The following is a 23,442-nucleotide window of genomic DNA, read 5'->3' on the forward strand; positions in this document are numbered from 1 at the left end:
GTTCTTCAGTAGCGGGGACAGGATTTGAACCTGCGACCTCTGGGTTATGAGCCCAGCGAGCTACCGAGCTGCTCCACCCCGCGTCGTTGTGTTCAAACCGTACCACGACGCGGGGTGGAGATTTCTCAGCTGCCCTGGTCGCCGCCCTGATCGGCCTCGTCGCCCTCATCGGGTTTCTTGGCCGGGTCGGCTTCGCCGTCCGCCTTCGGCGGGTCGGCCTTGTCGCCCTCGGCACCGGCCTTGGGCTGAGCGGCGGCCGCCCGCTCCAGAGCTTCCTGGAGCGCGTCCTGAGCCTTGCCGTAGGCGGGCCAGTCCTGCTCCTTCAGCGCCGCCTCACCGTCCTCGTACGCCTTCTGGGCGTCCGCGATGGCCTTCTTCAGCGCTTCGGTGCCGGTGGCCGGGGGCTTGGTGGTGTCACCCGGCGGCTCACTGGGATCGGGCGGTGTGGTGTCCGAGTCGCCGTCGACCCCGAAGACCGCGTTGAGCGCGTCTCCCAGGTTGTTCTCGAAGACGATCTTCGAACCGAACGAGGCGGCCACCTTGCGCAGCAGCGGGTAGTTCTGCGTGCCACCGCGCGTGTAGACGGGCTCGATGTAGAGGAATCCGCCTTCGAGCGGCACCGTCAGCAGGTTGCCGTAGTCGATGTCGGAGTCCGTGCCCTTGAGGTTCCTCACGAACTCGGCGACGTCGTCGTTACCGTTGAGCTCACTCTGTACCTGGCCTGGGCCCTTCACCGTGGAGGTGACCCGGAGCAGTCTCATCGTGCCGTAGTCCTTGCTGGCCGCGTCCGCGTTCACCGCCATGAAGGCTCCCAGGTTCGGGCGCCCCCTGGGGGTGAACGTGGTGGTCAGCGAGAACGCCTGCTCGTCCTGGCCCGGCATCTTCATGGACAGGTAGTACGGCGGGACGGCGCCCGGCTCCTTGGTGGTCGGGTCGTCCGGCACCTGCCACGCGTCGGAGCCGCTGTAGAACTGCGCGGGGTCCTCGACGTGGTAGCGGGTGAGCAGCTCGCGCTGGACCTTGAAGAGGTCCTGCGGGTACCGCAGGTGGTCCATGAGGGTCTGCGGGATCTCCGTACGGGCCTTCACGGTGCCCGGGAACGCCTTGCGCCAGGTCTTGAGGACCGGGTCCTTGGTGTCCCACTCGTAGAGCTTGACCTTGCCGTCGTACGCGTCGACGGTGGCCTTCACCGAGTTGCGGATGTAGTTGACCTGGTTCTGCTGGGCGACGACCGTGCGCTGGTTGGTGGTCAGCGAGTCGGCCGTGGTGTCGCCGAGCGTCGTCCGGGACGCGTACGGGTAGCCGTTCGTCGTGGTGTAGGCGTCGACGATCCACTGGATCCGGCCGTCCACGACCGCCGGGTAGGCGTCGCCGTCGATGGTCAGCCACGGGGCGACCGCCTCGACGCGCTCCTTGGGCGTGCGGTTGTACAGGATCCGCGAGCCCTCACCGATGGCTCCCGAGTACAGGATCTGCGGCTCGCTGAACGAGACCGCGTACGCGGCGCGGTTGAAGGTGTTGGAGAGGCTGACGCCGCTGTCACCCTGGTAGCTGGTGGTCTTCTCGCCGTCCTCCTCGTAGTCGAGCTCCTTCTGGGGCCCGCCGACGATGGAGTACTGCTCGGTCTTCTCGCCGTAGTAGATCCGCTGCTCGTACTTCCCGAACTCACCGGTGGAGGGCAGACCCGACTCGGTGAAGTCCGGGGACCCCGTCGGGTTGGTGCCGGTGGTGGTGCCGCGGGCCGCGATGGCGCCGTAGCCGTGGGTGTACGTGAAGTGGTCGTTGATCCAGTTCCGCTTGGGCAGGCCCTGGATGTTCAGCTCACGCAGACCGATGACCGTGTCCTGCTCCTTGCCGTCCGCGCCCTTGTAGCGGTCGACGTCCAGCGTCTTGGGGAACTGGTAGTAGTTCCTGCGCTGCTGGAGCTGCTGGAAGGCCGGGGAGACGACGTTGGGGTCCATCACGCGGTAGCTGGCGGCCGTGTTGGCGGCGGTCCGCAGCTTGGCATCGTCGCTCGTGGTGGCCTGGCCCGAGTAGTCCTCCATCACCGCGTCATCGATGTCGTACGCATCGCGTGTCGCGTCGATGTTCTTCTGGATGAACGGCGCTTCCTTGGCCTGCTCGTTCGGCTGGACCTGGAACTTCTGCACGATCGCCGGGTAGAGCCCACCGATCAGGATCGCCGAGAGCACCATCAGGCCGAAGCCGATGACCGGCAGCTGCCAGGTGCGGCGCCACAGCGTCGCGAAGAACAGCACGGCGCAGATCGCCGCGATGCAGAACAGGATGGTCTTCGCCGGGAGGTAGGCGTTCGCGTCGACGTACCGCAGGCCCGTCCAGTTGTCCGCGGCCTTGAAGTCGCTCGACTTCACCGCGAGACCGTACCGGTCGAGCCAGTACGCCACGGCCTTCAGGGAGACGAAGATGCCGAGCAGCACCGAGAGATGGCCGGTGGCCGCGCCGGTGGCACGGGCGCCGGGGCTGGTGATGCGCAGCCCGCCGTACAGGTAGTGGGTCAGGCCGGCCGCGATCAGCGAGAGCACGGTCGCCGCGAAGCCGAAGCCCAGCAGGAAGCGGTACCACGGCAGGTCGAAGGCGTAGAAGGCGACGTCCAGCTTGAACTGGGGGTCCTTCGTGCCGAACGGCACGCCGTTGACATACATCAGCCACGTGCGCCACTGGCCGGAGGCGGATGCTCCGGCGATCAGCCCGACGAGCGCGGTGGCGGCGAGCAGCACCCACTTCTTGAAGGGGGCGATGCTCATCCGGTAGCGGTCCAGGCTCTGCTGCTCCAGCGACATCGCGCTCAGCGGCGGCCGGAGCCGGTGCGCGAGCCAGATGTTCACGCCGATGGCCAGGGCCATCAGCAGTCCGAAGACGAGGAACAGTCCGATCTTGGTCCACAGGGTGGTGGTGAAGACGGAGGAATACGCGACCGACCGATACCAGAGCCAGTCCGTCCAGAACCCGGCGAACATGACGAAGACCATGGCGAGAACCGCCAGGACCCCCAAGGTCATGAGCAGGGTGCGGGCTCGCCGGGACGGGCGGCCGACACTGATCCGTGGCCCGGTGGGGCCTCCGCCGCGGTCCGGCATCTGGAAAGCCAACGTGCGCACCTCGAAGTTCGCGGTCGTGTGGAGGGGCCCCAGCGGTCGTAGAGCCCACCTATGCAACTTACTGAAGCTTTACCTAGTTCCCGATACCGGGGCCGAAGGAGGCAGGATATTGCCCATGCCCAACGTTTCCCCCGCAGGACCCCCGATGGCAGCGAGCCCGCTCACCGTCGCCGTCCTCGAAATCGACGCCTACGCCTCCACCCTCGGCTGGGACCAGCCCGCCCGGCTGTTCGCCCTGGTCGACACCGCCCGGCTGCGCGCCCAGGAGCCGGGTCTGGCCACTCAGCTGGGACTGGACGACGCCGCCTCCACGACCGCTTCCCTCACACCGATCGAGCAGGAGGAGCTGCCCGCCGGTACCGCCCTGGACGATTTCCTCGGCACCATCGCCTGGCCCGACGCCGTGGCCGGCTGCGCCATGACCGTGGAGCGGCTGATGCTGCCGCCGTCCGCCGAGGCCTCCGTACCGGAGGGACTCGGCGACGAGCAGCTCAGCCAGTGGGTCGCCAAGCACCCCGACCGGCAGGAGGTGCGCATGACGGTGGCCGTGCTGCGGGACGGTGCGCGCGAGTCCGCCGTACGGCTGCGCGAGAAGGACTCCCCCACGGAGGTGCTGACGGGCGCGGGTCTGGTCCCGGGGCTCGCCGAGGCCCTCGCGGCGACGTTCGAGTCCTGACCACCCGGTCGCCGGCCCCGGTCGTCGCCCGCCCCGGTCGTCGCCCGCCCCGGTCCGCCCCGTCGGGGCGGGCCCGGGTGGGCGGTCAGCCGGCCGAGCAGCTCGGCAGCGCGCCGGTCTCCCCGGCGCCGATCCGCTCCAGCGACTTCATGGCGTCGTCGAGGGTCTTGACCCGGACCAGGGTCAGCCCGCTCGGCGTGTCGGCCGCGGCAGCGGCGCAGTTGTCGTCGGGCGTGAGGAAGTAGCGGGCGCCCGCGTCACGGGCCCCGACGAGCTTCATGTTGATCCCGCCGATCGGGCCGACCTTGCCCGCGTCGTCGATGGTTCCGGTACCCGCGACGAACTTCCCGCCGGTCAGATCGCCCGGGGTGAGCTTGTCGATGATGCCCAGGGAGAACATCAGCCCGGCGCTGGGGCCGCCGACGTCCGCGAGCTTGATGTCGATGTCGAACGGGAACCTGTGGTCCGTCCCGGCCCTGATGCCGACGATCGCCCGCTCCTTGCCGCCCTCTTCGGCGGGGGGCGCCTTCTCCGTGGTGATGGTGATCTTCCGGTCTCCCTCGGGGGCCCGGCCGGCCTTCTCGGCGGCGGCCGCCTCCTTCGCCGGCACGATGGTGAAGGTGACGTCCTCGCCGGGCGTGTGCTCGGTGACGAGCTCGGCGACGTCGCCGGGCTCCTCGACCGCGGTCCCGTCCACCGCCTTGATCACGTCCCCCGCGTGCAGCTTGCCCTCGGAAGGGCTGCCCTTGACCACGCTGGAGACCACGACCTGGGTGGCGACCGGGATGTCCAGCTCTTTCAGGGCGGCGACCTTGGCGCTCTCCTGGGACTGGCTGAACTCCTCGGCGTTCTCCTGGGTGGACTGCTCCTCGGTCTTGCCGTCCGGGTAGAGCGTGTCGTGCGGTACGACGACGCTGTCGTGGGCCAGCCACCCCCACACGGCCTGGCCCAGGCTCATCCGGTAGTCCGCTCCGGTGACGCGGACCGTCGTCATGTTGAGGTGCCCGGATGTCGGGTACGTCTTACGACCGGTGATCCGCAGGACCGGCTCGCCACGCGCCTCGCCCAGAGTGTTCACCGTCGGTCCGGGGGACATCTCCGAATACGGCACTTTGATCAGCAGGCCTGCGCAGAGCAGCGCGATGAGGATGAGGGTGGAGGCGAGCAGCGTCGCGGTGCGGCGTGGCATGGAACGACAGTACGGGAAGGGCCTGTCCGTCCACCCCTGGGGCCGGTCCGTCCGGGAGTCGGCCGAAGCGCGGCGGAGAGAGCCTCACGCGGCGTTCGACGGCCTCAGAGAGCCTCGGAACCGGAGTGCGATTTCTCCATCGCGTCACGGAACCTGGCGTACCCGGCGAGTTCGGTGACATCGCCGGTCGTGCGATTGCGAGCAGCCCAACTCGCCCATATCGCACCGCCGACAGCAGCGAAAAGTGGAATCAACAGCCAAGCGAGTGCCGCCATCACGACCTCCCTTCCCCATGAGCGACCGAGTGACCGGTCTGCACATTAACGATCCGGAAGACCAACGCTCACGGCAGGGGTGCGGTTACGCAAATCGGGGCTGATGCGCACCGGTCCGGTTTGCGCTCAGCAGGCCCCGACCCACTCCTCCGTGCCGTCGGAGAAACGCTGGTGCTTCCAGATCGGAACCTCGTGCTTGAGGTCGTCGATGAGCTTGCGGCAGGCCGCGAAGGCCTCCGCGCGGTGCGGGCAGGCGACGGCGACGACCACCGCCAGATCGCCCACCGCCAGTTCACCCACCCGGTGGACGGCGGCGAGGCCGCGGACCGGGAAGTCGGCGACGACCTTCTCCGCCACTCGGCGCAGCTCGTCCTCGGCGGAGGGATGGCAGGAGTAGCCGAGCGCACCGACGTCCTGCCCGCCGTCGTGGTCGCGCACGGTGCCGACGAAGAGGGCGATGCCGCCCGCGGCGTCGTCCCCGACGGCACGGAAGACCTCGTCGACGGAGAGTTCGCTCTCCCGGATCGCCAGCAGCCGGATGGGGTCGGAAGCCGCCTGCTCGCCGGGGTGGTCCTGGGTGCGTGCCATGCCCCCATCGTGCCGTACGGCACCGACATCGTGGAATTGCCTGTTCGACCGGCGGACGCACGGCCGCGTTGGAGCCTCCTACAGACGGCTGCCGGGGCCCTGCGGGGGTGGTCAGATGCGGCGTCGCGCCTTGCGGGCCCGGCGGACGAGGGCGGCCGTACCGAGCAGGGCGACCGTGGCGCCGGCGGCGGTGGCCGTGGCGGCGGTGGCGTCCTTGCGGCCGAGGCGTCGTCCGGCGAGCGTGTGGCGTCCCTCGACCTCTTCGAGGAGCGCTCCGAGGACCTCCTCGTTGGTCCACCTGGGCCGCCATCCCACGTCGTGCAGCCGGCTCACACTGACCACCCAGGGGTGCATCGTGTACGCGAGGTCGCCGGCCGGGGACGGGGTGAGTCCGATGCGGTGCAGTCGGGCGGCCGCCCCCAGGGCGACGGCGGAGGGCAGCTCCATCCGGCGTACGCCGCTGAGCTCCTCGACCTCCTCCTGTTCGAGCCAGCCGTCGCAGCCGACCGCGAACTCCCCGTCGATCTTCTCCAGGGCGGCGTACTCCAGGGCGCTCACCAGGTCGTCGACGTGGCAGAACTGCCAGGTGGGGCGGGAACCGGCGACAACCAGGAGACGCGGTGACTCGAAGTAGCGGGTCAGCGCGGTGTCCGTGCCGCCGACCAGGACGGTGGGGCGCACGACGGTGACGTTGAGCCCGGGGTGGGCGCGGGGCGCGCGGCGGCCGAGCCGTTCGATCTCCAGGAGGTCGCCGACGCCGGTGGCCTCGGCGGTGGCCCGCAGCTCGGCGTCCTCGGAGAGCGGCACATCGTTGTCGGGCAGCGCGCCGTAGACCATCGCGGAGGTGCACAGCACGACCCGGTGGACCCCGGCGGCGGCCGCGGCGGTGAGCACGGTCTGGGTGCCCCGTACGTTGTACGCGGTGCGGGCGGCGGGGTCGGTCTCCAGGTCGAGATCGAGCGCCAGGTGCACGACGACGTCCGCGCCGCGCAGCTTCTCGGCGATGGCCGGATCGCGTACGTCCAGGAGGTGCCAGGTCGCCTCGGAGACCTCTCCTCGGCGTTCGTCGATCGCGATGACCTGCTTGACCTCGTCGGATGCGGCGAGGCGGGCGGTCAGCAGCTCGCCGATGCCGGTCGCGGCGCCGGTGACCGCGACGACGGGGCCCCGGTTTCTGGGGGCCCTGGGGCGTTTCTTCTCGGGTGTGCTCTCGGGCGAGGGGTCGGTCAGGTTTCGCGCTGCGCGAACCTGCGGATCTGGGGAACTCACCGGGCGTCTCCAGCGGTTGTCTTCAGTACGTACCCGAATGACGCGTACGTACCAGGTGGCGTCCATCCTGCCGCAGGCCGGAAGTCGGCGGAGCACTGAGGCCCGAAGCGGGCGTGGTGTCTACGCTGGATGGTGATGTCGGGCAGTCGCCGTCGGTTCGAGCCGGCGGCCCTACGAGCCGAGGAAACCCGTGAGTGACACCCCATTCGGATTCGGCCTTCCGCCGGAGGAGCCGGAGAACGGCGACGAGGGCAAGAAGAAGGACCCCACCGAGGGTGGGCAGAGCGCGGGCGGGCCGGGAAACCCGTTCGGTTTCGGGCCGGGGGCGGGCGGGGACAACCCGTTCGCCGCGATGTTCGGCTCGATGAATCCGAACGATCTCGGCGCGGCCTTCCAGCAGCTCGGGCAGATGCTGAGCTACGAGGGCGGTCCCGTGAACTGGGACATGGCCAAGCAGATCGCCCGCCAGACCGTCTCCCAGGGGACGGCCGACGGCACCAAGGACGCCAGCGTCGGCCCGTCCGAGCGGACGGCGGTCGACGAGGCGCTGCGGCTGGCCGACCTCTGGCTGGACGGTGTGACGTCGATGCCCTCCGGCTCGGTCTCCACCGTGGCCTGGAGCCGCGCGGAGTGGGTCGAGGCCTCGCTGCCGGCCTGGCAGCAGCTGGTCGACCCGGTGGCCGAGCGGGTGGGCCTGGCGATGGGCGACGTGCTGCCCGAGGAGATGCAGGCCATGGCGGGCCCGCTGATCGGCATGATGCGGTCGATGGGCGGCGCCATGTTCGGCCAGCAGATCGGGCAGGCCGTGGGCGTGCTGGCCGGTGAGGTGGTCGGTTCGACGGACATCGGGCTGCCGCTCGGCCCGGCGGGCAAGGCCGCGCTGCTCCCGCTGAACGTGGCGCAGTTCGGCAAGGACCTCAGCGTCCCGCAGGACGAGGTGCGGCTGTATCTGGCCCTGCGCGAGGCCGCCCACCAGCGGCTCTTCGCCCATGTGCCGTGGCTGCGCTCGCACCTGTTCGGGGCGGTCGAGTCGTACGCGCGGGGCATCAAGGTCGACACCAGCAAGCTGGAGGACGTCGTCGGCCAGTTCGACCCCTCGCAGCCCGAGCAGTTGCAGGACGCCCTTCAGCAGGGCATGTTCCAGCCCGAGGACACGCCCGAGCAGAAGGCCTCCCTGGCCCGTCTGGAGACGGCTCTGGCGCTCGTCGAGGGCTGGGTGGACGCGGTGGTCCACGAGGCCGCGAAGTCCCGGCTGACCTCGTCGGACGCCCTGCGCGAGACGATGCGCAGGCGCCGTGCCTCCGGTGGCCCGGCCGAGCAGACGTTCGCCACGCTCATCGGCCTCCAGCTGCGCCCGCGCCGGCTGCGGGACGCCTCGCGCCTGTGGGCCTCGCTCACCGACGCCCGGGGCCTGGAGGGCCGCGACGCGCTGTGGGCGCACCCGGACATGCTGCCGACCGCCCACGACCTGGACGACCCGGACGGCTTCGTCCACCACGAGCAGGCGGACTTCTCCGAGCTGGACAAGATGCTCGGCGAGGCCGCGAAGGGCCCGCGGAAGCCCGACGCCGAGAAGGACGGGCCGAAGCCGGCCGAGGAGCAGGGCAAGGAGAGCGACAAGGACACCGGCGAGGACGGCAAGGACGGCCGCGACCGGTGACCCTGTACGACGACGCCACCCTCGTACTGAAGGCTTACGCCCCCGGGCCAGGGGCCGACGAGGGCCAGGCGGAGCTGCGCCAGGCCTACCTGGACCACCTGGCGCTCCACGGCGACGGCATGTGGAAGGCCTGCGGGGCCGGGCACCTGACGGCCAGCGCCCTGGTGATCGACCCGGAGCGGGAGAAGGTGCTGCTCACCCTGCACCGCAAGCTCCGGATGTGGCTCCAGATGGGCGGCCACTGCGAGGAGCGGGACACCACGGTGGAGGCGGCCGCGCTCCGTGAGGCGACGGAGGAGTCCGGCATCACCGGGCTCACCCTGCTGCCCGGCGGGCCGGTCCGGCTGGACCGGCACCCCATTCCGTCCCCCTGCAACTGGCACCTCGATGTGCAGTACGCCGCCCTCGCCCCGGCCGGTGCGGCGGAGCGGATCAGCGAGGAGTCCCTGGAGCTGCGCTGGTTCGGCTACGAGGACGTGGCCGGGGTGGCCGACACCTCCGTCGTACGGCTGCTGGAGGCGACCCGCTCCCGGCTGTGACGGCAGGCTGAAGAGATGTGCGTAAGGGGCGGCCTCTATAAAGGCCGCCCCTTACCGTTGCGCTCGGTGGGCGCCGGTCAGTTCCAGGCGTTGTTCTGGTTCTGGCCGTGGGAACCCTGCTGGCCCATGCCGAACTGGGCGCGGGCGCCCTGGCCGATCTGGGCGTTCTGCGGGGGCATGACCTCGCTCGGCTGGACCAGGGCGAACCCCTGACCGAGGAAGCTGAGCTCCCAGCCCTCGCCGGTGTTGCCGCGGCGCCTGAAGACGCCGGTGGAGTGCGTCTGGGCCTGCATCTGCACCCGCAGGGCGCTGGACCAGGCCACGATGGCGTCGGCGTCCACGTTGACGTACTTGTCGGGCGTGACCTGCATCATCAGGGGCTGGCCGGAGGTCATGAGGGCGACCTTGCCGGTGCCGGTGATGTTGAGCTGGTACTTGCCGCTGCCGGAGATGCCGTACTGGCTGTCCACCGCGATGACCTCGGTGTGCAGCGAGGAGTCGAGGGCCAGGACGTAGGAACTGTCCACGGTCATCCCCTCGCGGTCGACGTCCACGACGTGGATGTACTGGGCGAGGTTGGCGAGGTAGACCGTGCCCTGGCCGGACACGCGCATCAGGTCGAGGCCCTCGCCGGTGTGCGCGCGGGCGCGGCGCCGGCCCTGCGACTGGTACTCACCGTCGAAGTCCATCAGTCCCTGGTAGGCGACCATGGCGCCCTTACGGGCGAGGATGTCGTCCTGCCCGGTCAGCGATACCCGCAGGAGCTGCGGGTTCTGGGTCGTGTACCGGTCCTGGGACTGCTGCTCGGTGTGGCTGAAAAGCGGACTCTGCATGGTGTGTGTTCCCCTCCTCTCAGTTCCGGATCCGCAGGCGGTCCGTACTGTCCTCGCTCGGCTGGACGACGACGATGCCCTCCCCGGAGAAGGCCATCTGGTACGCCTCCCCGCTGCCGCGGCCGATCAGCGCCCCGGCCTTGAAGCTGCGCTTGCCCTTCACCTTGAGGTTGGTGGACCAGGCGACCAGGGCGTCCGGGTCGACGTACGTCTCGTCGTCGCCGCGTCCGCAGTCGGCGACGATCGGGGTGCCCCGGGAGGTGATGGCGACCCATCCGGTGCCCTGGACGACGACGTTCCACAGCCCCTGTCCGGCGAACTTGGCCATCCCCTTGACCCTCTCCACGCCCCAGGTGAGGTGCGCGTCGAAGGCGAGGAGGTTGGTGCCGTTGACCGAGATGGACTCGTTGTTCAGGTTGATGACGACCACGTCGGCGCCGTAGTCGGCGAGGTAGAGCAGTCCGTCGCCGGAGCACTTCATGACGGGTGCGCCCTCGCCGGTGATCCACTGGGAGGCGACCTGGCGGGCGGCGGGCGGATTGGGCTCGTACTGGATGAATCCCTCGTACGCCACCATCGAGCCGGTGCGCGCGTAGAGGTCCTGTCCGGAGGCCATGGCGACCTTGAGCATGGCCGAGCCGTGGTTCTCCATACGGGCCGTGACGGGGGTCGGGGCGAAGCCCGCGAGTTGCTGGTTCATGACGGGCTCCCTCTAGACCTCGTAGGGCTGGACGACGATGAAGTTGCCGGGGGCTCCCCGGAACTGGAGGTTCACGGTCTCGCCGCTGTGTCCCGGGTAGGCGTTGCGGCGCAGCCGGACCTGGCTGGAGACGATCACCTGGGAGGCGGCCGACCAGGCCACCACCGCGTTGCAGTCGGCGAACGTGGTGGGGGTGACCGGCAGGACGACCGGGGTCCCGTGGGTCTTGATGATCAAGGTGCCGGTGCCCTGGAACTGCATGGTGAACAGGGCGCCGCCGGGGATGCCGTGCCCCTCGACCCGCCGGACCTCGTACTGGAGGGACTCGTCGAAGGCGAGGACGCTCTCGGCGGAGACGCAGATGGCGTCGCCCTGGAGCTCGATGGGGTGCAGGTACGACCCCTCCTCGGCGAGGAAGACCTGACCGCGGCCGGTGCAGCGCATCAGCTGCATCTCCTGGCCGGTGGCGTTGCCGACGACACGGCCGACGAAACCGGCGCCCTTGTAGCCGAAGTCGACCTTGCCCTGGTACATCACCATGCTGCCCTGCCGGGCCAGCACACCGGCGTCGCCGATGGTCAGGTCGACGCGCATGAGCTGCTGGTTCTGCGGGGTCCAGCGCTGCCCGGTGGGGGTCTCCTTGTACAGCTGGAGAGCCGCCTTGAGCCCGGCGCCGGCCGCCGGAACGCCCTGGGGCACGCCGGGCGGCTGCTGCCCGAAGGGGGCCGGGGCGGGCTGCCCGTACGGTGCCGGGGCCGGCTGGCCGTAGGGGGCGGGCACGGGCTGGCCGTAGGGGGCCGGGGCCGGCTGGCCGAAGGGGGGCGTGGGCGGGGCACCCTGGCCGGGGACCTGGCCGAACTGCGGGGGCGGGGGCGGCGGGGGCTGGTGACCGGGCTGGCCGTACGGTGCCGGGGCCGGGGGCGCCTGCGGGGTGAGCGGCGCCGCGATCGTGGGCGCGGCGTGCATCGGCTGCTGCGGTGCGGGGGCGGGCGCGGGCGGGGCGCCGAAGGACGGCGCGGGCTGCGGGGCCTGGGGGGCGGGCGGGGCCGCGAAGGCCGGGGGCGCGGTGGCCTGGGCCGGCGGGGCGAACCCCGGGGCCGCCTGCGGGGCGGCCGGCGCCCCCTCCTCTTCGGCGACCTCGCCGCCGAAGTTCTTCAGAAGCGCCTCGAGGCCACCGTCGAAGCCCTGGCCGACGGCGGCGAAGCGCCAGACGTCCTTCAGGTAGAAGTCACCGAGCATCACCGCGCGCTCGGTGGTGAACTCCGAACCGGTGAAGGCGTACCTGACCACTTCTTCGCCGCCCGCGACGATCCGGATGTACCCGGGGCCGATCTGCGACATCTGTCCGGCACCGTCGAGCGTCGCGGTGAAGGACAGCTTCTGAATGGTGGGCGGGATGCGGTCGAGCGTGACCCGGAAGGACTCGGTGTCGCCGGACTGCGCGCCGAGGAGCTGAATGGACTCCTCGGGCGATTTCGGCTGGTTGAAGAAGATGAAATACCGGTCGTCCGAGAGCTGTTCATCTCCATCGAGGCCGAAGCAGCTGATGTCGAAGGTCAGTCCAGGGGCGGCGATCTGCACACCTACGTACAGATCTGTCCCTGGTGTGAGATCACTGAGCTTGGCCTTGTGGCCTCGTTGGAATTCCCTGGCCATACGTAACGACCGTCCCCCATCCCGAAGGTGAATGCGTCGCGTCAGGCTAACCGCAAACCACGACATCCGGCCAAGCCGGTACACACCCGGTACAGAATCGCCGAACGCGGCTCGTCGGGAGCGCCGAACGCTCCGGGCTCACTCCTCGCGCGCTGCGGGCACATGGGCAGTTGACCGGCCGCCACCACTCCTTCGAGGTAGCCACGGGCCCGCTCGGTGCGCGGGTACGCCTCCAGCAGCCGCCAGAACCCCGGGCCGTGGCCGGGGACGAGCAGATGGGCCAGCTCATGGAGGAGTACGTAGTCGACGACGTACTCCGGCATGCCCTGGAGCCGGTGCGAGAGCCGGATGCTGCCCTCGGCGGGGGTACAAGAGCCCCAGCGGGTGTTCTGGTTGGTCACCCAGCGAACGGACGCGGGGCGGGCCCGGCCGTCGAAGAACTGGGCGGAGAGCCGCTCGGCCCGCTCCGTGAGCTCGGCGTCCCCGAGGACCCGCTTGCTCTCCTGCGCCGCGAGCTTGTCGAGCATCACGCCCACCCAGCGCCGCTCCTCCGCCTCCGACATCCGGGCGGGGATGAGCACGATCGTGCGGCCACCCTCCCGGTACGCGGAGACCGACTTCCTGCGCCGGGTACTCCTGCGGACCTCGACCGCGCTCGTCGCCGAAGCGCGGGGCGCGCGGGCGGCCGCGCCGGGCTGATGGCTCACGGCGCTGCGCGCGGGGATCTCCCCCGCGACGCCGGGTGACGGATCTGCGGGCACATCTCGACGTTACCCGCTGTCAGTGGGGGAAGTCCCGTCTCCGGATCCGTTCCTCACCGATCCCCTCCACTCCCCGCACGTCTGCCCGCACCTCGCCCCTGGCCTCTCTCCTCTGACTTCGATGAGCACCATGAGCCACACTATTGAATGACTAATCCCCCTACCTGTGGATAACTCCGAGCACACTTCGCCGCGGGCGCGCATTCTGGCAATGGCTCGACGCGGCCGGGAATCCTCCCGAGCACGCGGTCACGACACCGATCGGGGGAAGCCGTGCGTCTCGGGGGAGAAGTCCTGCATCCGATGTTGAAGCCCGCGCTGCGCCGGGCATGGCGCGGGCGGAACACCGTGCAGTTCGGGGTGACGCCCGCGCACGCCGTGACGCTGGGCCCGGTGGACATCGCGACGGGGAGCTTTCTGGAACTGCTCGACGGGACGCGCGGCCTGCCGCTGCTGCGCGAGGAGGCGCGGGCACTGGACCTGTCGGACCGTCATGTCGACACCCTGGTCCGGCGGCTGGCGCAGGCGGGCCTTCTCGACGACCCACGGGCCGCCGGCCCGCCGGCGGATCTCCTGCGCCGCCAGGTCGAGGTGATGGAGCGTCAACGCCCCGATGTGGCTTCGCTCTCCGTCGTCCACCCCGGTCCGGGCGAGGGGTTGCGCCGGATGGCGGCCCGGCGGGCGATGCGGGTCCAGGTGCGGGGCGCGGGGAGGGTCGGCGCGTCGATCGCCGCGGTGCTGTCCGGCTCCGGGGTGGGCCATGTGGAGGTGCTGGACGGGGGCCGGGCCGGGCCGGAGGACGTGGCGCCGGCCGGGGTGCCGCCCGAGGCTGTGGGGGAACGACGCGATACGGCGGCCCGGCGGGTCGTCCGCCGGGCCGCCGCCGGGCCCGCGCCCCGGTCGACGGGGACGGAGCGGGGCGCGAGCGGTGGGCAGCCCGTCCTGTCGCTGATCGTCGTCGCTCCCCGGGACGGCCTCTCGGTGTACGCGCCGGTCCCGGACACCGCGGCGCCCTGGATCGCCTCCGGGACCCCTCATCTCTATGCGGGCGTGATCGAGGCCACGGGGGTGGTCGGCCCGCTCGTGCTTCCGGGCGGCACCGGCTGCGCGGGGTGCCTGGAGCTGCACCGCGCGGACCGTGATTCGCAGTGGCCCCGGATGCTGGCGCAGTGGCGCTCGGGGCGGCGGGGAGCGGTGCCCGCCTGCGATCTGGCGCTGGCCACGACGGTCGCCGGTCTCGCCGCGGCCCATGCTCTGTCCTTCCTGGACGGTGAGCTGCCGGCCAGTACCGGAGCGCGCTGGGAGGCCGCGCTGCCCCTGCTGGACTGGCGCTGCGAGCGGATCGGCCCCCATGTGGACTGCTCCTGCAAGGCGGCTGAGCGCGGCGAGGGGGCGGGGGCCTCCGGCTCCGTTCCGGCGCACGACACAATGGCCGGGTGACCGCCGTCGACGGTGCGACACCGGAGGCTCAAGCGGCACGGCAGTCTGGGAACTGGAGGGGCACATGTCTGATCTTCCCCGGAAGGCGGTTACACGTACCGCCAAACTGGCCGCGCTCCCGCTGGGCTTCGCCGGCCGTGCCACATGGGGCCTGGGCAAACGGATCGGCGGCAGGTCGGCCGAGCTGGTCGCCCGGGAGGTGCAGCAGCGCACGGCGGACCAGTTGTTCAAGACCCTGGGCGAGCTGAAGGGCGGGGCCATGAAGCTGGGCCAGGCCCTCTCGGTCTTCGAGTCGGCGCTGCCCGAGGAGGTGGCGGGTCCCTACCGGGCGGCGCTGACCAAGTTGCAGGAGGCCGCGCCGCCCCTGCCCGCCGGCACGGTCCACGCGGTGCTGGCCGAACGGATCGGCGAGGACTGGCGGGAGTATTTCCTGGAGTTCGAGGACAAGCCGTCGGCCGCCGCCTCGATCGGGCAGGTGCACCGGGCGGTGTGGCACGACGGCCGTGAGGTCGCCGTGAAGGTGCAGTACCCCGGCGCGGGCGAGGCGCTGCTCTCGGATCTCTCCCAGCTCAGCCGCTTCGTCCGGCTGTTCGGCCCCCTGGTGCCCGGGATGGACATCAAGCCGCTCATCAAGGAGATGCGCGACCGGGTGGCCGAGGAGCTGGACTACGAGCTGGAGGCGCAGGCCCAGCGGGTCCACGCGGAGGAGTTCGCGGACGATCCCGATGTGGTGATCCCGGGGGTGGTGCACCAGTCCGACCAGGTGCTGGTGACGGAGTGGATGGAGGGGATACCTCTGGCCGACGTCATCGCGGACGGTACGGCGGAGCAGCGGGGCCGGGCCGGACAGCTGCTGGCGCGCTTCCTCTTCTCGGGCCCGGCACGCACCGGCCTCCTCCACGCCGACCCGCACCCGGGCAACTTCCGGCTGCTGCCCCCGGTGGGGGTCCCGGCGGAGGTCTCGGTGGAGGTCTCGGCGGAGGTCTCGGCGGAGGTCCCGGCGGAGGTCCCGGCTGACGCCCTGGATACTTCGGAGGCCTCGGAGGCCCTGGACGCGTCGGAGGCATCGGAGGTGTCGGAGGGCAGCTCGGGCGGGGCGTGGCGGCTGGGGGTGCTGGACTTCGGCACGGTCGACCGGCTTCCGGGCGGGCTGCCCGGGACCATCGGTGAATCCCTGCGGATGACGCTGGAGGGCGATGCCGCCGCGGTCTACGGGCTGCTCCGCGAAGAGGGGTTCGTGAAGGAGTCGATCGACCTGGAGCCGGACGAGGTGCTCGACTACCTGCTCCCGATCATCGAACCGGCGCAGGTGGAGGAGTTCACCTTCTCCCGGGGCTGGCTGCGGGACCAGGCGGCCCGGATAGCCGACCCTCGCTCCCCCGCCCACCAGCTCGGCAGGCAGCTGAACCTCCCGCCGTCGTACCTCCTGATACACCGGGTCACGCTGAGCACCATCGGGGTGCTGTGCCAGCTCGGTGCGGCGGTCCGGCTGCGGGACGAGCTCGAAGCGTGGCTGCCGGGGTTCGCCCCGGAGACCGAGGAGCCGGAGTTCGCCCGGGAGGGCGAGGAGGCGGAGTTCGCCCGGGTGAGTGAGGAGCCCGAGCGCGCCCGGGAGGGCGAGGAGGCGGGGCTCATCCGGGAGGGTGAGAAGCCCGGGTCCGCCCAAAAGGGTGAGGAGCCCGAGTGCGTCCCGGAGGGCGGCGCGTAGTCGGGGCGCTCACCACCAGGAGGAGTCGAGACGGCTCTCGATCGCTCTGATGTGGAGACGGGCGCAGGTCTCGCAGAAGTGGAGGCGGCGGCCGTCCTCCACGGAGGAGAGCCAGGTCACCGGGGCCGTCCCGCCCTCGGCGGTGGTGCCGCAGCGGGCGCAGACCACGGGTCCGTCGGCCGGTGGTTCGGGGGGATGCGTGTCCTCGTCCACCCGGTGACGATATCCCCGCCACCGTGGCCCGGCAGCACAACGCACTGCGGGGCCGTCCTCGTTCGGACGGCCCCGCGGTGGGGTGGTGGTTCCTCACCGGGCAGAGCGGTTGCCCGGTGAGGAGCCGTGGTGCTCCGGTCGCGGAGCGGAGAGGTGGGGCCTCTCAGTGCATGACGGCCATGGCCAGCGCCCGGCGGGCGCGCAGCGAGGCGCGCTCCGCTCGGCGCTGCATCCTGCGGGCGGCGACGACGCGCACCGCCTGGCGGTCCACCTCGGCCTCCCGCAGGCGGTCGTGCATATGCGCACGAGCCAGGGCTTCTGGGATGAGTTGCATCTCGCGGGTCCTGTTCTGACGCGAGTCGTTCGCGCCGATGATGGTGACGTCGGGGGTGGCGGAGCCGACGGGCTCCTTCGTGGGGGTGATCATTGGTGCCTGATTCCGGGGGTCATGGGTCTGGGGACGGTCGATGGTTCCGAGGCGCAGCCACCGCGTGGGGGCGGGGGCGCCGGAGTCGGCGGTCACGCTGCGACCGGGTTCTTGCGCGGGCGGCCACGCGGCCGCTTGCGGGCCACGACGACACCCTGGACGAAGAGCTCGCCGCCCCAGACGCCCCACGGCTCGCGCCGCTCCTTGGCGCCGGCGAGGCAGGCCTCGACGAGCGGGCAGGTCCGGCAGAGGGACTTGGCGTACTCGACATCGGCCGGGGACTCGGCGAAGAAGACCTCCGGGTCGTACGAACGGCAGGGGACGGGCACGCCGAGGTTCTCGATGGCGTCGTCGAGCGCGGTGAGCGCGGTGAGGGGGAGCAAGGTGGAGTCCTCCGTGGAACCGGGCGGGGAGATCGAGTCGGACTGCGGTACTGACGGGGCGTGCGCTTCGAGTTGCACGGTGGGTGGTGTCCTCGTCTGGTCGTGCCGGCCGGTTGGCCGGTTGGCGGCTGGTACTGCTGGCCCGAGGCGCCTTCGGTCCGTCTCGTCCGTTCGGACAAAACAAAAGGGCCGCGGATCCCGAGTGGGGTTCCGCGGCCCTGAGGCGCCGGCCTGATGCTGGATCAGGCTGGATCGCTCCAGGGTTCAGGCCCACGGAAGGCCCACATCGTGTGGTGGTGCTGCGTCGTCTGCTTCTCGGCTCCGGCACCGGCTGCCGCAAAGGCATAGGCCTGAGCCTGTGCGTCCTTCGCTACTGCTGCCGCCGGTGCCTCGATCGGTCGCTCATTGCGCTCCCGCATCACGGGGAGGCTCGCCAGGGACAGCGGGCTGACGGCAGAGATGCCGGACAGACCGGTGGCGCGGAGCGAAGCAGCCGAGGAGTGGGTGAGGCCGAGCGAGCAGGCGGAGGCGACCGAAAGACCGGTCATTTTCTGGGTTTCGATGATGCTGATCACTTCAATCGCCTCCTCTCGGCGTCTCAGGGGGACCGGCCGGAACCGGTCCTGCGTATTCGGATAAGTACAGCACGGGATCAGGGCTTCAGAGAAGTCGCTGTTCCCGTGGTTAAGAACCTATGGTGACGACTGGGGCGGGCGCAAACTATTTTCTGGACGATTTTTCCTCAACTCTCCCCGTCTCCCTCCTCGGTTCCCTCACCGACCGTCTCACCTGCGCAGATGGCGAGAACGTCGGCTCCGAAACGGGTCAGCTTCCGCTTCCCGACGCCGGCGATGACGACCAGCTCCCCCTCGGTGGAGGGCACCGCCTCGGCGATGGCCATGAGGGTCTTCTCGGTGAAGACGCAGTAGTCCGGCTGGCTCAGCCGGGCCGCCTGGCCGGCCCGCCAGTCGAGCAGTCGGCCGTACAGCGCCTCGTCCATGTCGGACGGGCACTCCTCGCACCGCATCAGCTTCATCTCGCCCGCGTCGGTGAGGGTCCGGCCGCAGACCCGGCACCGCGCCGTCTGCCGGGGCCTGCGCTCGACGGCCTCGGCCCGGCGCCCAGCCGGCTCCGCGGCCCGGCCGGAGCCCCGGTCGATCCCCCCGGCGCCGGTGGCCCCGCTCCGGGCGCCGAGCGCCGTGGAGCCCGGACGCAGCCCGTTCAGGAACCGGGTGGGCCTGCGGCTCGCCCGTCCGCCGGGAGAGCGCGCCAGGGACCAGGAGAGCGAGAGGTGGAGGCGGGCGCGGGTGACGCCGACGTACAGCAGGCGCCGCTCCTCCTCGACCTGCTCGTCGGTCTTGGCGTACGCGATCGGCATCATGCCCTCGGTCAGGCCGACCAGGAACACCGCGTCCCACTCCAGGCCCTTCGCCGAGTGCAGCGAGGCCAGCGTCACCCCCTGGACCGTGGGGGCGTGCTGGGCCGCCGCCCGCTCGTCCAGCTCCCGGACCAGGTCGCTGAGGGTCGCCCCCGGCCTGGCCGCCTCGAAGTCCTCCGCCAGCCGCACCAGGGCCGCCAGCGACTCCCAGCGGTCGCGCACCGCCCCGGACCCGGCGGGCGGGCGGGTGGTCCACCCCTTCGTGGAGAGCACCGCCCGCACCTGGGACGGCAGTCCCTCCGCCCCGTCGAGCAGGGAGTCGTTGCGCCCGGCGCGGGCCGCGCCGCGCAGGGCGGTGCCCGCCTCGCGGACCTCGGCCCGTTCGAAGAACCGCTCGGCGCCGCGCAGCTGGTAGGGCACGCCCGCGTCCGCGAGGGCCTGCTCGTAGACCTCGGACTGGGAGTTGACCCGGTAGAGCACGGCGATCTCCCCGGCCGGGACGCCCGCCGCGATCAGGTCGCGGATGCGCCGGGCGGTGGACTCGGCCTCATGGGGCTCGTCGGGATACTCCGTGCAGACCGGCTCGGGGCCCTTGTCGCGCTGGGAGACCAGCTCCAGCCGGTGGTCGGCGGCCTTGCCGCGGGCCTGGCTCAGCAGACCGTTGGCCAGGTGGACGACCTGGGGGGTGGAGCGGTAGTCCCGGACCAGCTTGACCACCGTCGCGCCGGGGTGGCGGGTGCGGAAGTTCAGCAGGTGGTCGGGGGTGGCCCCGGTGAAGGAGTAGATCGTCTGGCTGGCGTCGCCGACGACGCAGAGGTTGTCCCGGTCGCCGACCCACAGGTCGAGCAGCCGCTGCTGGAGCGGGCTCACGTCCTGGTACTCGTCGACGACGAAGTGCTGGTACTGGCCGCGCACGTGCTCCGCGATGTCCTGGCGGTCCTGGAGGATGCCGACGGTGAGCAGCAGCACGTCCTCGAAGTCGATCACCGAGCGGTCGCGCTTGAGCTGCTCGTACGTGGAGTAGATCTGGGAGAGGACCGCCGGATCGCGGGGGGCGTCCCGCTGGGTCTTGGCGACCGCGGCCGGATAGTCGGCGGGGACGGTCTGGGTGACCTTGGCCCACTCGATCTCGCTGGTGACGTCGCGCAGCTCGTTGCGGTCGAGCCGCAGCTCGCAGCGGGCGGCGGCCTCGGCGACCAGCTGCACCTTCCGCTCCAGCAGCCGGGGCAGCTCACCACCGACTGCTTTCGGCCAGAAATACTGGAGCTGGCGGAGCGCCGCGGAGTGGAAGGTCCGCGCCTGGACCCCGGTCGCGCCGAGCTGCCGGAGCCGTCCGCGCATCTCGCCCGCGGCCCTGTTGGTGAAGGTGACGGCGAGGACCGTGGCGGGCTGGAGGATGCCCGCCCGCACCCCGTACGCGATGCGGTGGGTGATCGCGCGGGTCTTGCCCGTACCCGCTCCGGCCAGCACGCATACCGGTCCGTGCAGGGCGAGGGCCACCTCGCGCTGCTCGGGGTCGAGCCCGTCGAGCACGGCGTCCGGGGTCTCGGGAACCTGTGGGAAGAGGGTGGAGTGCGTTGCTGCTGTCACCCCGCCATGCTGCCAGGTCGCGCGGGGCGGATGCGGCGGTTGTCCACAGGGGTGAGGTATTCGTCGTACCGGTGCGGGCCTCGTGGCCGAGCGGCCCCCGCGCCTGTGGGAATGGTGGCCGCGTCCCGTACGTTCCACTCGGTGCGGGAAGGCGGTCGACGCCGCCGGGCCGCATCGGACGCTGCCGGCCGCGCAGCGGGACGGACGAGACAAGGGAGCGCCAGCGACATGGCGGGCACTGTGACGATGTACAGCACCACCTGGTGCGGCTACTGCCGTCGGCTCAAGGGCCAGATGGACCGCGAGGGCATCGCGTACAACGAGGTCAACATCGAGCACGACCCGGACTCGGCGGCGTTCGTCGAGAAGGCGAATGGCGGAAATCAGACAGTCCCGACGCTTCTGATCGTCTCTCCCTCCGGCACCGAGTCGGTCATGACGAACCCCTCGCTCGCCCAGGTGAAGCAGGCGCTGGACGCCTGAGGCCCGCGCTCGACGCACCGAGCTTCCACGAATGCCCCCGGCGCGCGCCGGGGGCATTCGTGCGTCCGGAGCCGCCCCGTTCAGTTCGTGCGGTGCAGGCTGCCCGGCCTCGGCAGCGGCTTCCCGTACCAGAGCTCGATCAGCCGGGCGGCGATCGAGATGCCGAACGGGGGCATGACCTCGCCGGACTCGAAGGCGGCCGTGAGGTCCTCGCGGGAGAACCAGCGGGCCTCCTCGATCTCCTCGCCGTCCACGTTGATCTCCGAGGAGGTCGCCCGTGCCATGAAGCCCAGCATCAGGCTGGAGGGGAAGGGCCACGGCTGGCTGGCGACGTACTCGACCTCGCCGACGGTGATGCCCGCCTCCTCGTACACCTCGCGGATCACGGACTGTTCGATCGACTCCCCGGGCTCGACGAATCCGGCGAGCGTGGAGAAGCGCCCCTCGGGCCAGTGCACCTGGCGGCCCAGCAGCGCGCGGTCCTGGTCGTCGGTGACGAGCATGATGACCGCCGGGTCGGTGCGCGGGTAGTGCTCGGCGCCGCAGGCCTGGCAGCGGCGGATGTGCCCGGCCGCGGCGATGACGGTGCGCTCGCCGCAGCGGGAGCAGAAGCGGTGCAGGCGCTGCCAGTTCTCCAGGGCGACCGCGTGCACCATCAGGCCCGCGTCGCGCGGCCCGAGCAGCAGGCCCGCCTCGCGCAGTCCGGCCGGGCGGGCCGACTGGTCCATGCGGCCGGGCAGCGAGTCCTTCTGGAGCGCGAAGTAGCTGACGCCTTTCTCGTCGGTGCCGAGGAAGTACCGGTGGGTCTCGGTGACCGGGGCCTCGAAGGCCGGGGTCATGACGATCGAGGTGCCCCCCTCGGGGGTGTCGTCGATCAGCACCTGGCCGCCGGATACGACGAAGACGCGGGTCGTCGGATGGCTCCACGCCACGGCCAGCCACGCCTCGTCGAGGCGGTGGTGCGCCGCGCGGTCGATGCCGCTGGGCGCGGTTAGGCCGATCGGGCGGTCTGCGGTGGCGTTGTCGAAGGTGCTCACAGGTGCTTCCTACTCCCCCTGGGCGGAACGGGTGTACGGAGGTACGTGGAGGTGCGGCGAGTTCGGCGGGTGCGTCGGGTGCGGCGGCTTCATCGGATTCAGCCGCTTCGTCGGCGGCCGAGCGCCGTGGCCAGTTCGCCCCACAGGTACGCGGTCGTCTCCACGCCCTTCAGCAGCAGGTCGAGCTCGACCTTCTCGTTCGGCGCGTGCCAGCCGTCGGAGGGTACGGAGATGCCGAGGAAGAGGACGGGGGCGCCGAGGACGTCCCTGAGGTCGGCGGCCGGGCCCGAGCCTCCCTCGCGGGTGAAGAGGATCTTCTTGCCGAAGGCCCGGCCCATCGCGCGGGCCACCGCCTGGAGGGCGGGGTGGTCCAGCGGGGTCAGGCAGGGGCGGGTGGCGGGCTGGAACGCGATGCGGTGCCGGAGGCCCGCCGGGACGCGGGACTCGGTCCAGGCACGGACGGCCTCCTGTACGCGGGCGGGGTCCTGGTCGTCGACCAGCCGGAAGCTGATCTTCACCAGGGCGGAGGAGGGGATGATCGTCTTGCTGCCCGCGCCCTGGTAGCCGCCGCCGATGCCGTTGACCTCGGCGGTGGGGCGGGCCCAGACGCGCTCCAGCGTGGAGTACCCGGCCTCGCCGGAGGCCGCCCGCGACTTCGCCGTACGCAGCCAGGTGGCCTCGTCGAAGGGCAGCTCGGCGAAGAGGGCCCGCTCGGTGCCGGTGAGGTCGGTGACCCCGTCGTAGAAGCCGGGGATCGCGACGCGGCCGTTCTCGTCGTGGAGGGCGGCGACCAGGCGGGCGATCTCGGTGGCCGGGTTGGGGACGGCTCCCCCGAACGATCCGGAGTGGATGTCCTGGGCGGGGCCGTACAGCTCGATCTCGCACTCCGCGAGGCCGCGCATGCCGGTGCAGACGGTCGGGGTGTCCTCGTCCCACATGCCGGTGTCGGAGACGATCACGGCGTCGGCGGCGAGGCGGGCGGCGTACCGCTCGGTCAGGGCTCGGAAGTTCGGGGAGCCCGACTCCTCCTCGCCCTCGATCAGCAGCTTGAGGTGGACGGCGGGAGTGGTGCGGCCGGTGGCGGCGAGGTGGGCCCGGACGCCGAGGGTGTGGAAGAACACCTGGCCTTTGTCGTCGGCCGCGCCGCGCCCGTACATCCTGCCGTCGCGGATCACCGGCTCGAACGGGTCGGTGTCCCAGCCGTCCTCGCGGGCGGCGGGCTGCACGTCGTGGTGGCCGTAGACCAGGACCGTCGGGGCGCCGGGGTCCTCGCTGGGCCACTCGGCGAAGACCGCCGGGGCGCCGGGGGTCTCCCAGACCTCGGTGACCGGGAAGCCGGTCTCCTCGAGCTTGGTGCTCAGCCATTCGGCGCTGCGCCGTACGTCCCCCTCGTGCTCCGGCTGCGCGGATACGGACGGGATGCGCAGCCACTCGGCGAGGTCGTCGAGGAAGGCTGCGCGGTGCTGTTCGGTGTACGTACGGACGGCGCTGTCCGGGGTCTCGCTCATGCCGTTGAGC

21 protein-coding genes and 1 tRNA gene are annotated in these 23,442 nt (G+C 71.2%); 6 read left to right on the plus strand and 16 right to left on the minus strand.

The genetic code is table 11. The annotated features are described in order from the left end of the window. Positions 1 to 9: 9 nt before the first annotated feature. Both AB0917_RS15315 and AB0917_RS15320 read right to left on the minus strand, forming a co-directional pair. Positions 10 to 83 (minus strand) — tRNA-Met (locus AB0917_RS15315). A gap of 42 nt (positions 84 to 125) precedes the next feature. Further along, positions 126 to 3,098: a UPF0182 family protein gene (locus AB0917_RS15320; protein WP_366820032.1), complete on the minus strand. Its 2,973-nt coding sequence runs from the start codon at positions 3,096 to 3,098 to the stop codon at positions 126 to 128. Between the two features lie 136 nt (positions 3,099 to 3,234). Between AB0917_RS15320 and AB0917_RS15325 the strand changes: the two genes are divergently transcribed. Continuing rightward, the gene (locus AB0917_RS15325) at positions 3,235 to 3,795 is read left to right on the plus strand and encodes a PPA1309 family protein (RefSeq protein ID WP_366820006.1); all 561 of its coding nucleotides are present in this window, start codon (positions 3,235 to 3,237) and stop codon (positions 3,793 to 3,795) included. Between the two features lie 85 nt (positions 3,796 to 3,880). On the opposite strand, the gene AB0917_RS15330 is transcribed toward AB0917_RS15325, so the two are convergent. The 3 genes from AB0917_RS15330 to AB0917_RS15340 all read right to left on the minus strand — a co-directional run bounded on the left by AB0917_RS15330 (position 3,881) and on the right by AB0917_RS15340 (position 7,116). Further along, positions 3,881 to 4,984 carry a PDZ domain-containing protein gene (locus AB0917_RS15330; protein ID WP_366820007.1) on the minus strand — a complete coding sequence of 368 codons (1,104 nt, stop codon included), beginning with the start codon at positions 4,982 to 4,984 and terminating at the stop codon, positions 3,881 to 3,883. Between the two features lie 401 nt (positions 4,985 to 5,385). After that, positions 5,386 to 5,847: a molybdenum cofactor biosynthesis protein MoaE gene (locus AB0917_RS15335; RefSeq protein WP_366820008.1), complete on the minus strand. Its 462-nt coding sequence runs from the start codon at positions 5,845 to 5,847 to the stop codon at positions 5,386 to 5,388. Between the two features lie 111 nt (positions 5,848 to 5,958). Beyond that, complete coding sequence (locus tag AB0917_RS15340) at positions 5,959 to 7,116, minus strand: SDR family oxidoreductase (protein WP_366820009.1); 1,158 nt, start codon at positions 7,114 to 7,116, stop codon at positions 5,959 to 5,961. A gap of 190 nt (positions 7,117 to 7,306) precedes the next feature. On the opposite strand from AB0917_RS15340, the gene AB0917_RS15345 reads away from it, so the two are divergent. Next, positions 7,307 to 8,776 (plus strand): zinc-dependent metalloprotease, encoded by a 1,470-nt coding sequence (locus AB0917_RS15345; protein WP_366820010.1) that lies wholly within the window; start codon positions 7,307 to 7,309, stop codon positions 8,774 to 8,776. Further along, positions 8,773 to 9,315, plus strand: coding sequence for an NUDIX hydrolase (locus tag AB0917_RS15350; protein ID WP_366820011.1), 543 nt, complete (start codon positions 8,773 to 8,775; stop codon positions 9,313 to 9,315). Before AB0917_RS15345 ends, AB0917_RS15350 begins: the two co-directional genes overlap by 4 nt. A gap of 77 nt (positions 9,316 to 9,392) precedes the next feature. Here the strand turns inward: AB0917_RS15350 and AB0917_RS15355 are convergent, their stop codons facing one another. The 4 genes from AB0917_RS15355 to AB0917_RS15370 are packed head-to-tail and all read right to left on the minus strand — an operon-like array spanning position 9,393 to position 13,265. Then, positions 9,393 to 10,148 carry an AIM24 family protein gene (locus tag AB0917_RS15355; RefSeq protein ID WP_366820012.1) on the minus strand — a complete coding sequence of 252 codons (756 nt, stop codon included), beginning with the start codon at positions 10,146 to 10,148 and terminating at the stop codon, positions 9,393 to 9,395. Between the two features lie 19 nt (positions 10,149 to 10,167). Continuing rightward, the gene (locus AB0917_RS15360) at positions 10,168 to 10,848 is read right to left on the minus strand and encodes an AIM24 family protein (RefSeq protein ID WP_366820013.1); all 681 of its coding nucleotides are present in this window, start codon (positions 10,846 to 10,848) and stop codon (positions 10,168 to 10,170) included. Between the two features lie 12 nt (positions 10,849 to 10,860). Beyond that, positions 10,861 to 12,504, minus strand: coding sequence for a TerD family protein (locus AB0917_RS15365; RefSeq protein ID WP_366820014.1), 1,644 nt, complete (start codon positions 12,502 to 12,504; stop codon positions 10,861 to 10,863). Positions 12,505 to 12,545: 41 nt separating this feature from the next. Continuing rightward, the gene (locus AB0917_RS15370; RefSeq protein ID WP_366820015.1) at positions 12,546 to 13,265 is read right to left on the minus strand and encodes a M48 family metallopeptidase; all 720 of its coding nucleotides are present in this window, start codon (positions 13,263 to 13,265) and stop codon (positions 12,546 to 12,548) included. A gap of 294 nt (positions 13,266 to 13,559) precedes the next feature. Here AB0917_RS15370 and AB0917_RS15375 point away from each other — a divergent pair, with 294 nt between their 5' ends. Both AB0917_RS15375 and AB0917_RS15380 read left to right on the plus strand, forming a co-directional pair. Next, positions 13,560 to 14,705, plus strand: a complete 1,146-nt coding sequence (locus AB0917_RS15375) for a ThiF family adenylyltransferase (protein ID WP_366820033.1) — start codon at positions 13,560 to 13,562, stop codon at positions 14,703 to 14,705. A 64-nt stretch (positions 14,706 to 14,769) separates the two neighbouring features. Further along, positions 14,770 to 16,413, plus strand: a complete 1,644-nt coding sequence (locus AB0917_RS15380) for an AarF/UbiB family protein (protein ID WP_366820016.1) — start codon at positions 14,770 to 14,772, stop codon at positions 16,411 to 16,413. A gap of 9 nt (positions 16,414 to 16,422) precedes the next feature. On the opposite strand, the gene AB0917_RS15385 is transcribed toward AB0917_RS15380, so the two are convergent. The 5 genes from AB0917_RS15385 to AB0917_RS15405 form a co-directional block, all read right to left on the minus strand. After that, positions 16,423 to 16,626, minus strand: a complete 204-nt coding sequence (locus AB0917_RS15385) for a hypothetical protein (protein ID WP_366820017.1) — start codon at positions 16,624 to 16,626, stop codon at positions 16,423 to 16,425. A gap of 163 nt (positions 16,627 to 16,789) precedes the next feature. After that, a complete protein-coding gene (locus tag AB0917_RS15390) occupies positions 16,790 to 17,149 on the minus strand; it encodes a hypothetical protein (RefSeq protein ID WP_366820018.1) in 360 nt (119 codons plus the stop codon). Next, entirely contained in the window at positions 17,146 to 17,514 is a 369-nt protein-coding gene (locus AB0917_RS15395; protein WP_015611216.1) for a WhiB family transcriptional regulator, read from the minus strand. The genes AB0917_RS15390 and AB0917_RS15395 overlap by 4 nt, the downstream gene beginning before the upstream one ends. Positions 17,515 to 17,678: 164 nt before the next feature. Further along, positions 17,679 to 18,011, minus strand: a complete 333-nt coding sequence (locus AB0917_RS15400; protein ID WP_366820019.1) for a hypothetical protein — start codon at positions 18,009 to 18,011, stop codon at positions 17,679 to 17,681. Between the two features lie 167 nt (positions 18,012 to 18,178). Beyond that, positions 18,179 to 20,404 (minus strand): ATP-dependent DNA helicase UvrD2, encoded by a 2,226-nt coding sequence (locus tag AB0917_RS15405; RefSeq protein WP_366820020.1) that lies wholly within the window; start codon positions 20,402 to 20,404, stop codon positions 18,179 to 18,181. A gap of 228 nt (positions 20,405 to 20,632) precedes the next feature. On the opposite strand from AB0917_RS15405, the gene AB0917_RS15410 reads away from it, so the two are divergent. Further along, positions 20,633 to 20,887 (plus strand): glutaredoxin domain-containing protein, encoded by a 255-nt coding sequence (locus AB0917_RS15410; RefSeq protein ID WP_366820021.1) that lies wholly within the window; start codon positions 20,633 to 20,635, stop codon positions 20,885 to 20,887. 80 nt (positions 20,888 to 20,967) lie between these two features. Here AB0917_RS15410 and nudC read toward each other — a convergent pair whose 3' ends face one another. Both nudC and AB0917_RS15420 read right to left on the minus strand, forming a co-directional pair. Beyond that, a complete protein-coding gene (nudC, locus tag AB0917_RS15415; protein ID WP_366820022.1) occupies positions 20,968 to 21,924 on the minus strand; it encodes an NAD(+) diphosphatase in 957 nt (318 codons plus the stop codon). A 98-nt stretch (positions 21,925 to 22,022) separates the two neighbouring features. Next, entirely contained in the window at positions 22,023 to 23,432 is a 1,410-nt protein-coding gene (locus AB0917_RS15420; protein WP_366820023.1) for a dipeptidase, read from the minus strand. Between the last annotated feature and the right edge of the window lie 10 nt (positions 23,433 to 23,442).

The organism is Streptomyces sp. NPDC007346 (genome assembly GCF_040703535.1).
Classification (GTDB): domain Bacteria; phylum Actinomycetota; class Actinomycetes; order Streptomycetales; family Streptomycetaceae; genus Streptomyces.

Coding starts and splice junctions, on each gene's coding strand:
- AB0917_RS15355 (WP_366820012.1), bottom strand. CDS start 10,148: ATGCAGAGTCCGCTTTTCAGCCACACCGAGCAGCAGTCCCAGGACCGG.
- AB0917_RS15325 (WP_366820006.1), top strand. CDS start 3,235: ATGCCCAACGTTTCCCCCGCAGGACCCCCGATGGCAGCGAGCCCGCTC.
- AB0917_RS15365 (WP_366820014.1), bottom strand. CDS start 12,504: ATGGCCAGGGAATTCCAACGAGGCCACAAGGCCAAGCTCAGTGATCTC.
- AB0917_RS15420 (WP_366820023.1), bottom strand. CDS start 23,432: ATGAGCGAGACCCCGGACAGCGCCGTCCGTACGTACACCGAACAGCAC.
- AB0917_RS15410 (WP_366820021.1), top strand. CDS start 20,633: ATGGCGGGCACTGTGACGATGTACAGCACCACCTGGTGCGGCTACTGC.
- AB0917_RS15360 (WP_366820013.1), bottom strand. CDS start 10,848: ATGAACCAGCAACTCGCGGGCTTCGCCCCGACCCCCGTCACGGCCCGT.
- AB0917_RS15320 (WP_366820032.1), bottom strand. CDS start 3,098: ATGCCGGACCGCGGCGGAGGCCCCACCGGGCCACGGATCAGTGTCGGC.
- AB0917_RS15330 (WP_366820007.1), bottom strand. CDS start 4,984: ATGCCACGCCGCACCGCGACGCTGCTCGCCTCCACCCTCATCCTCATC.
- AB0917_RS15380 (WP_366820016.1), top strand. CDS start 14,770: ATGTCTGATCTTCCCCGGAAGGCGGTTACACGTACCGCCAAACTGGCC.
- AB0917_RS15335 (WP_366820008.1), bottom strand. CDS start 5,847: ATGGCACGCACCCAGGACCACCCCGGCGAGCAGGCGGCTTCCGACCCC.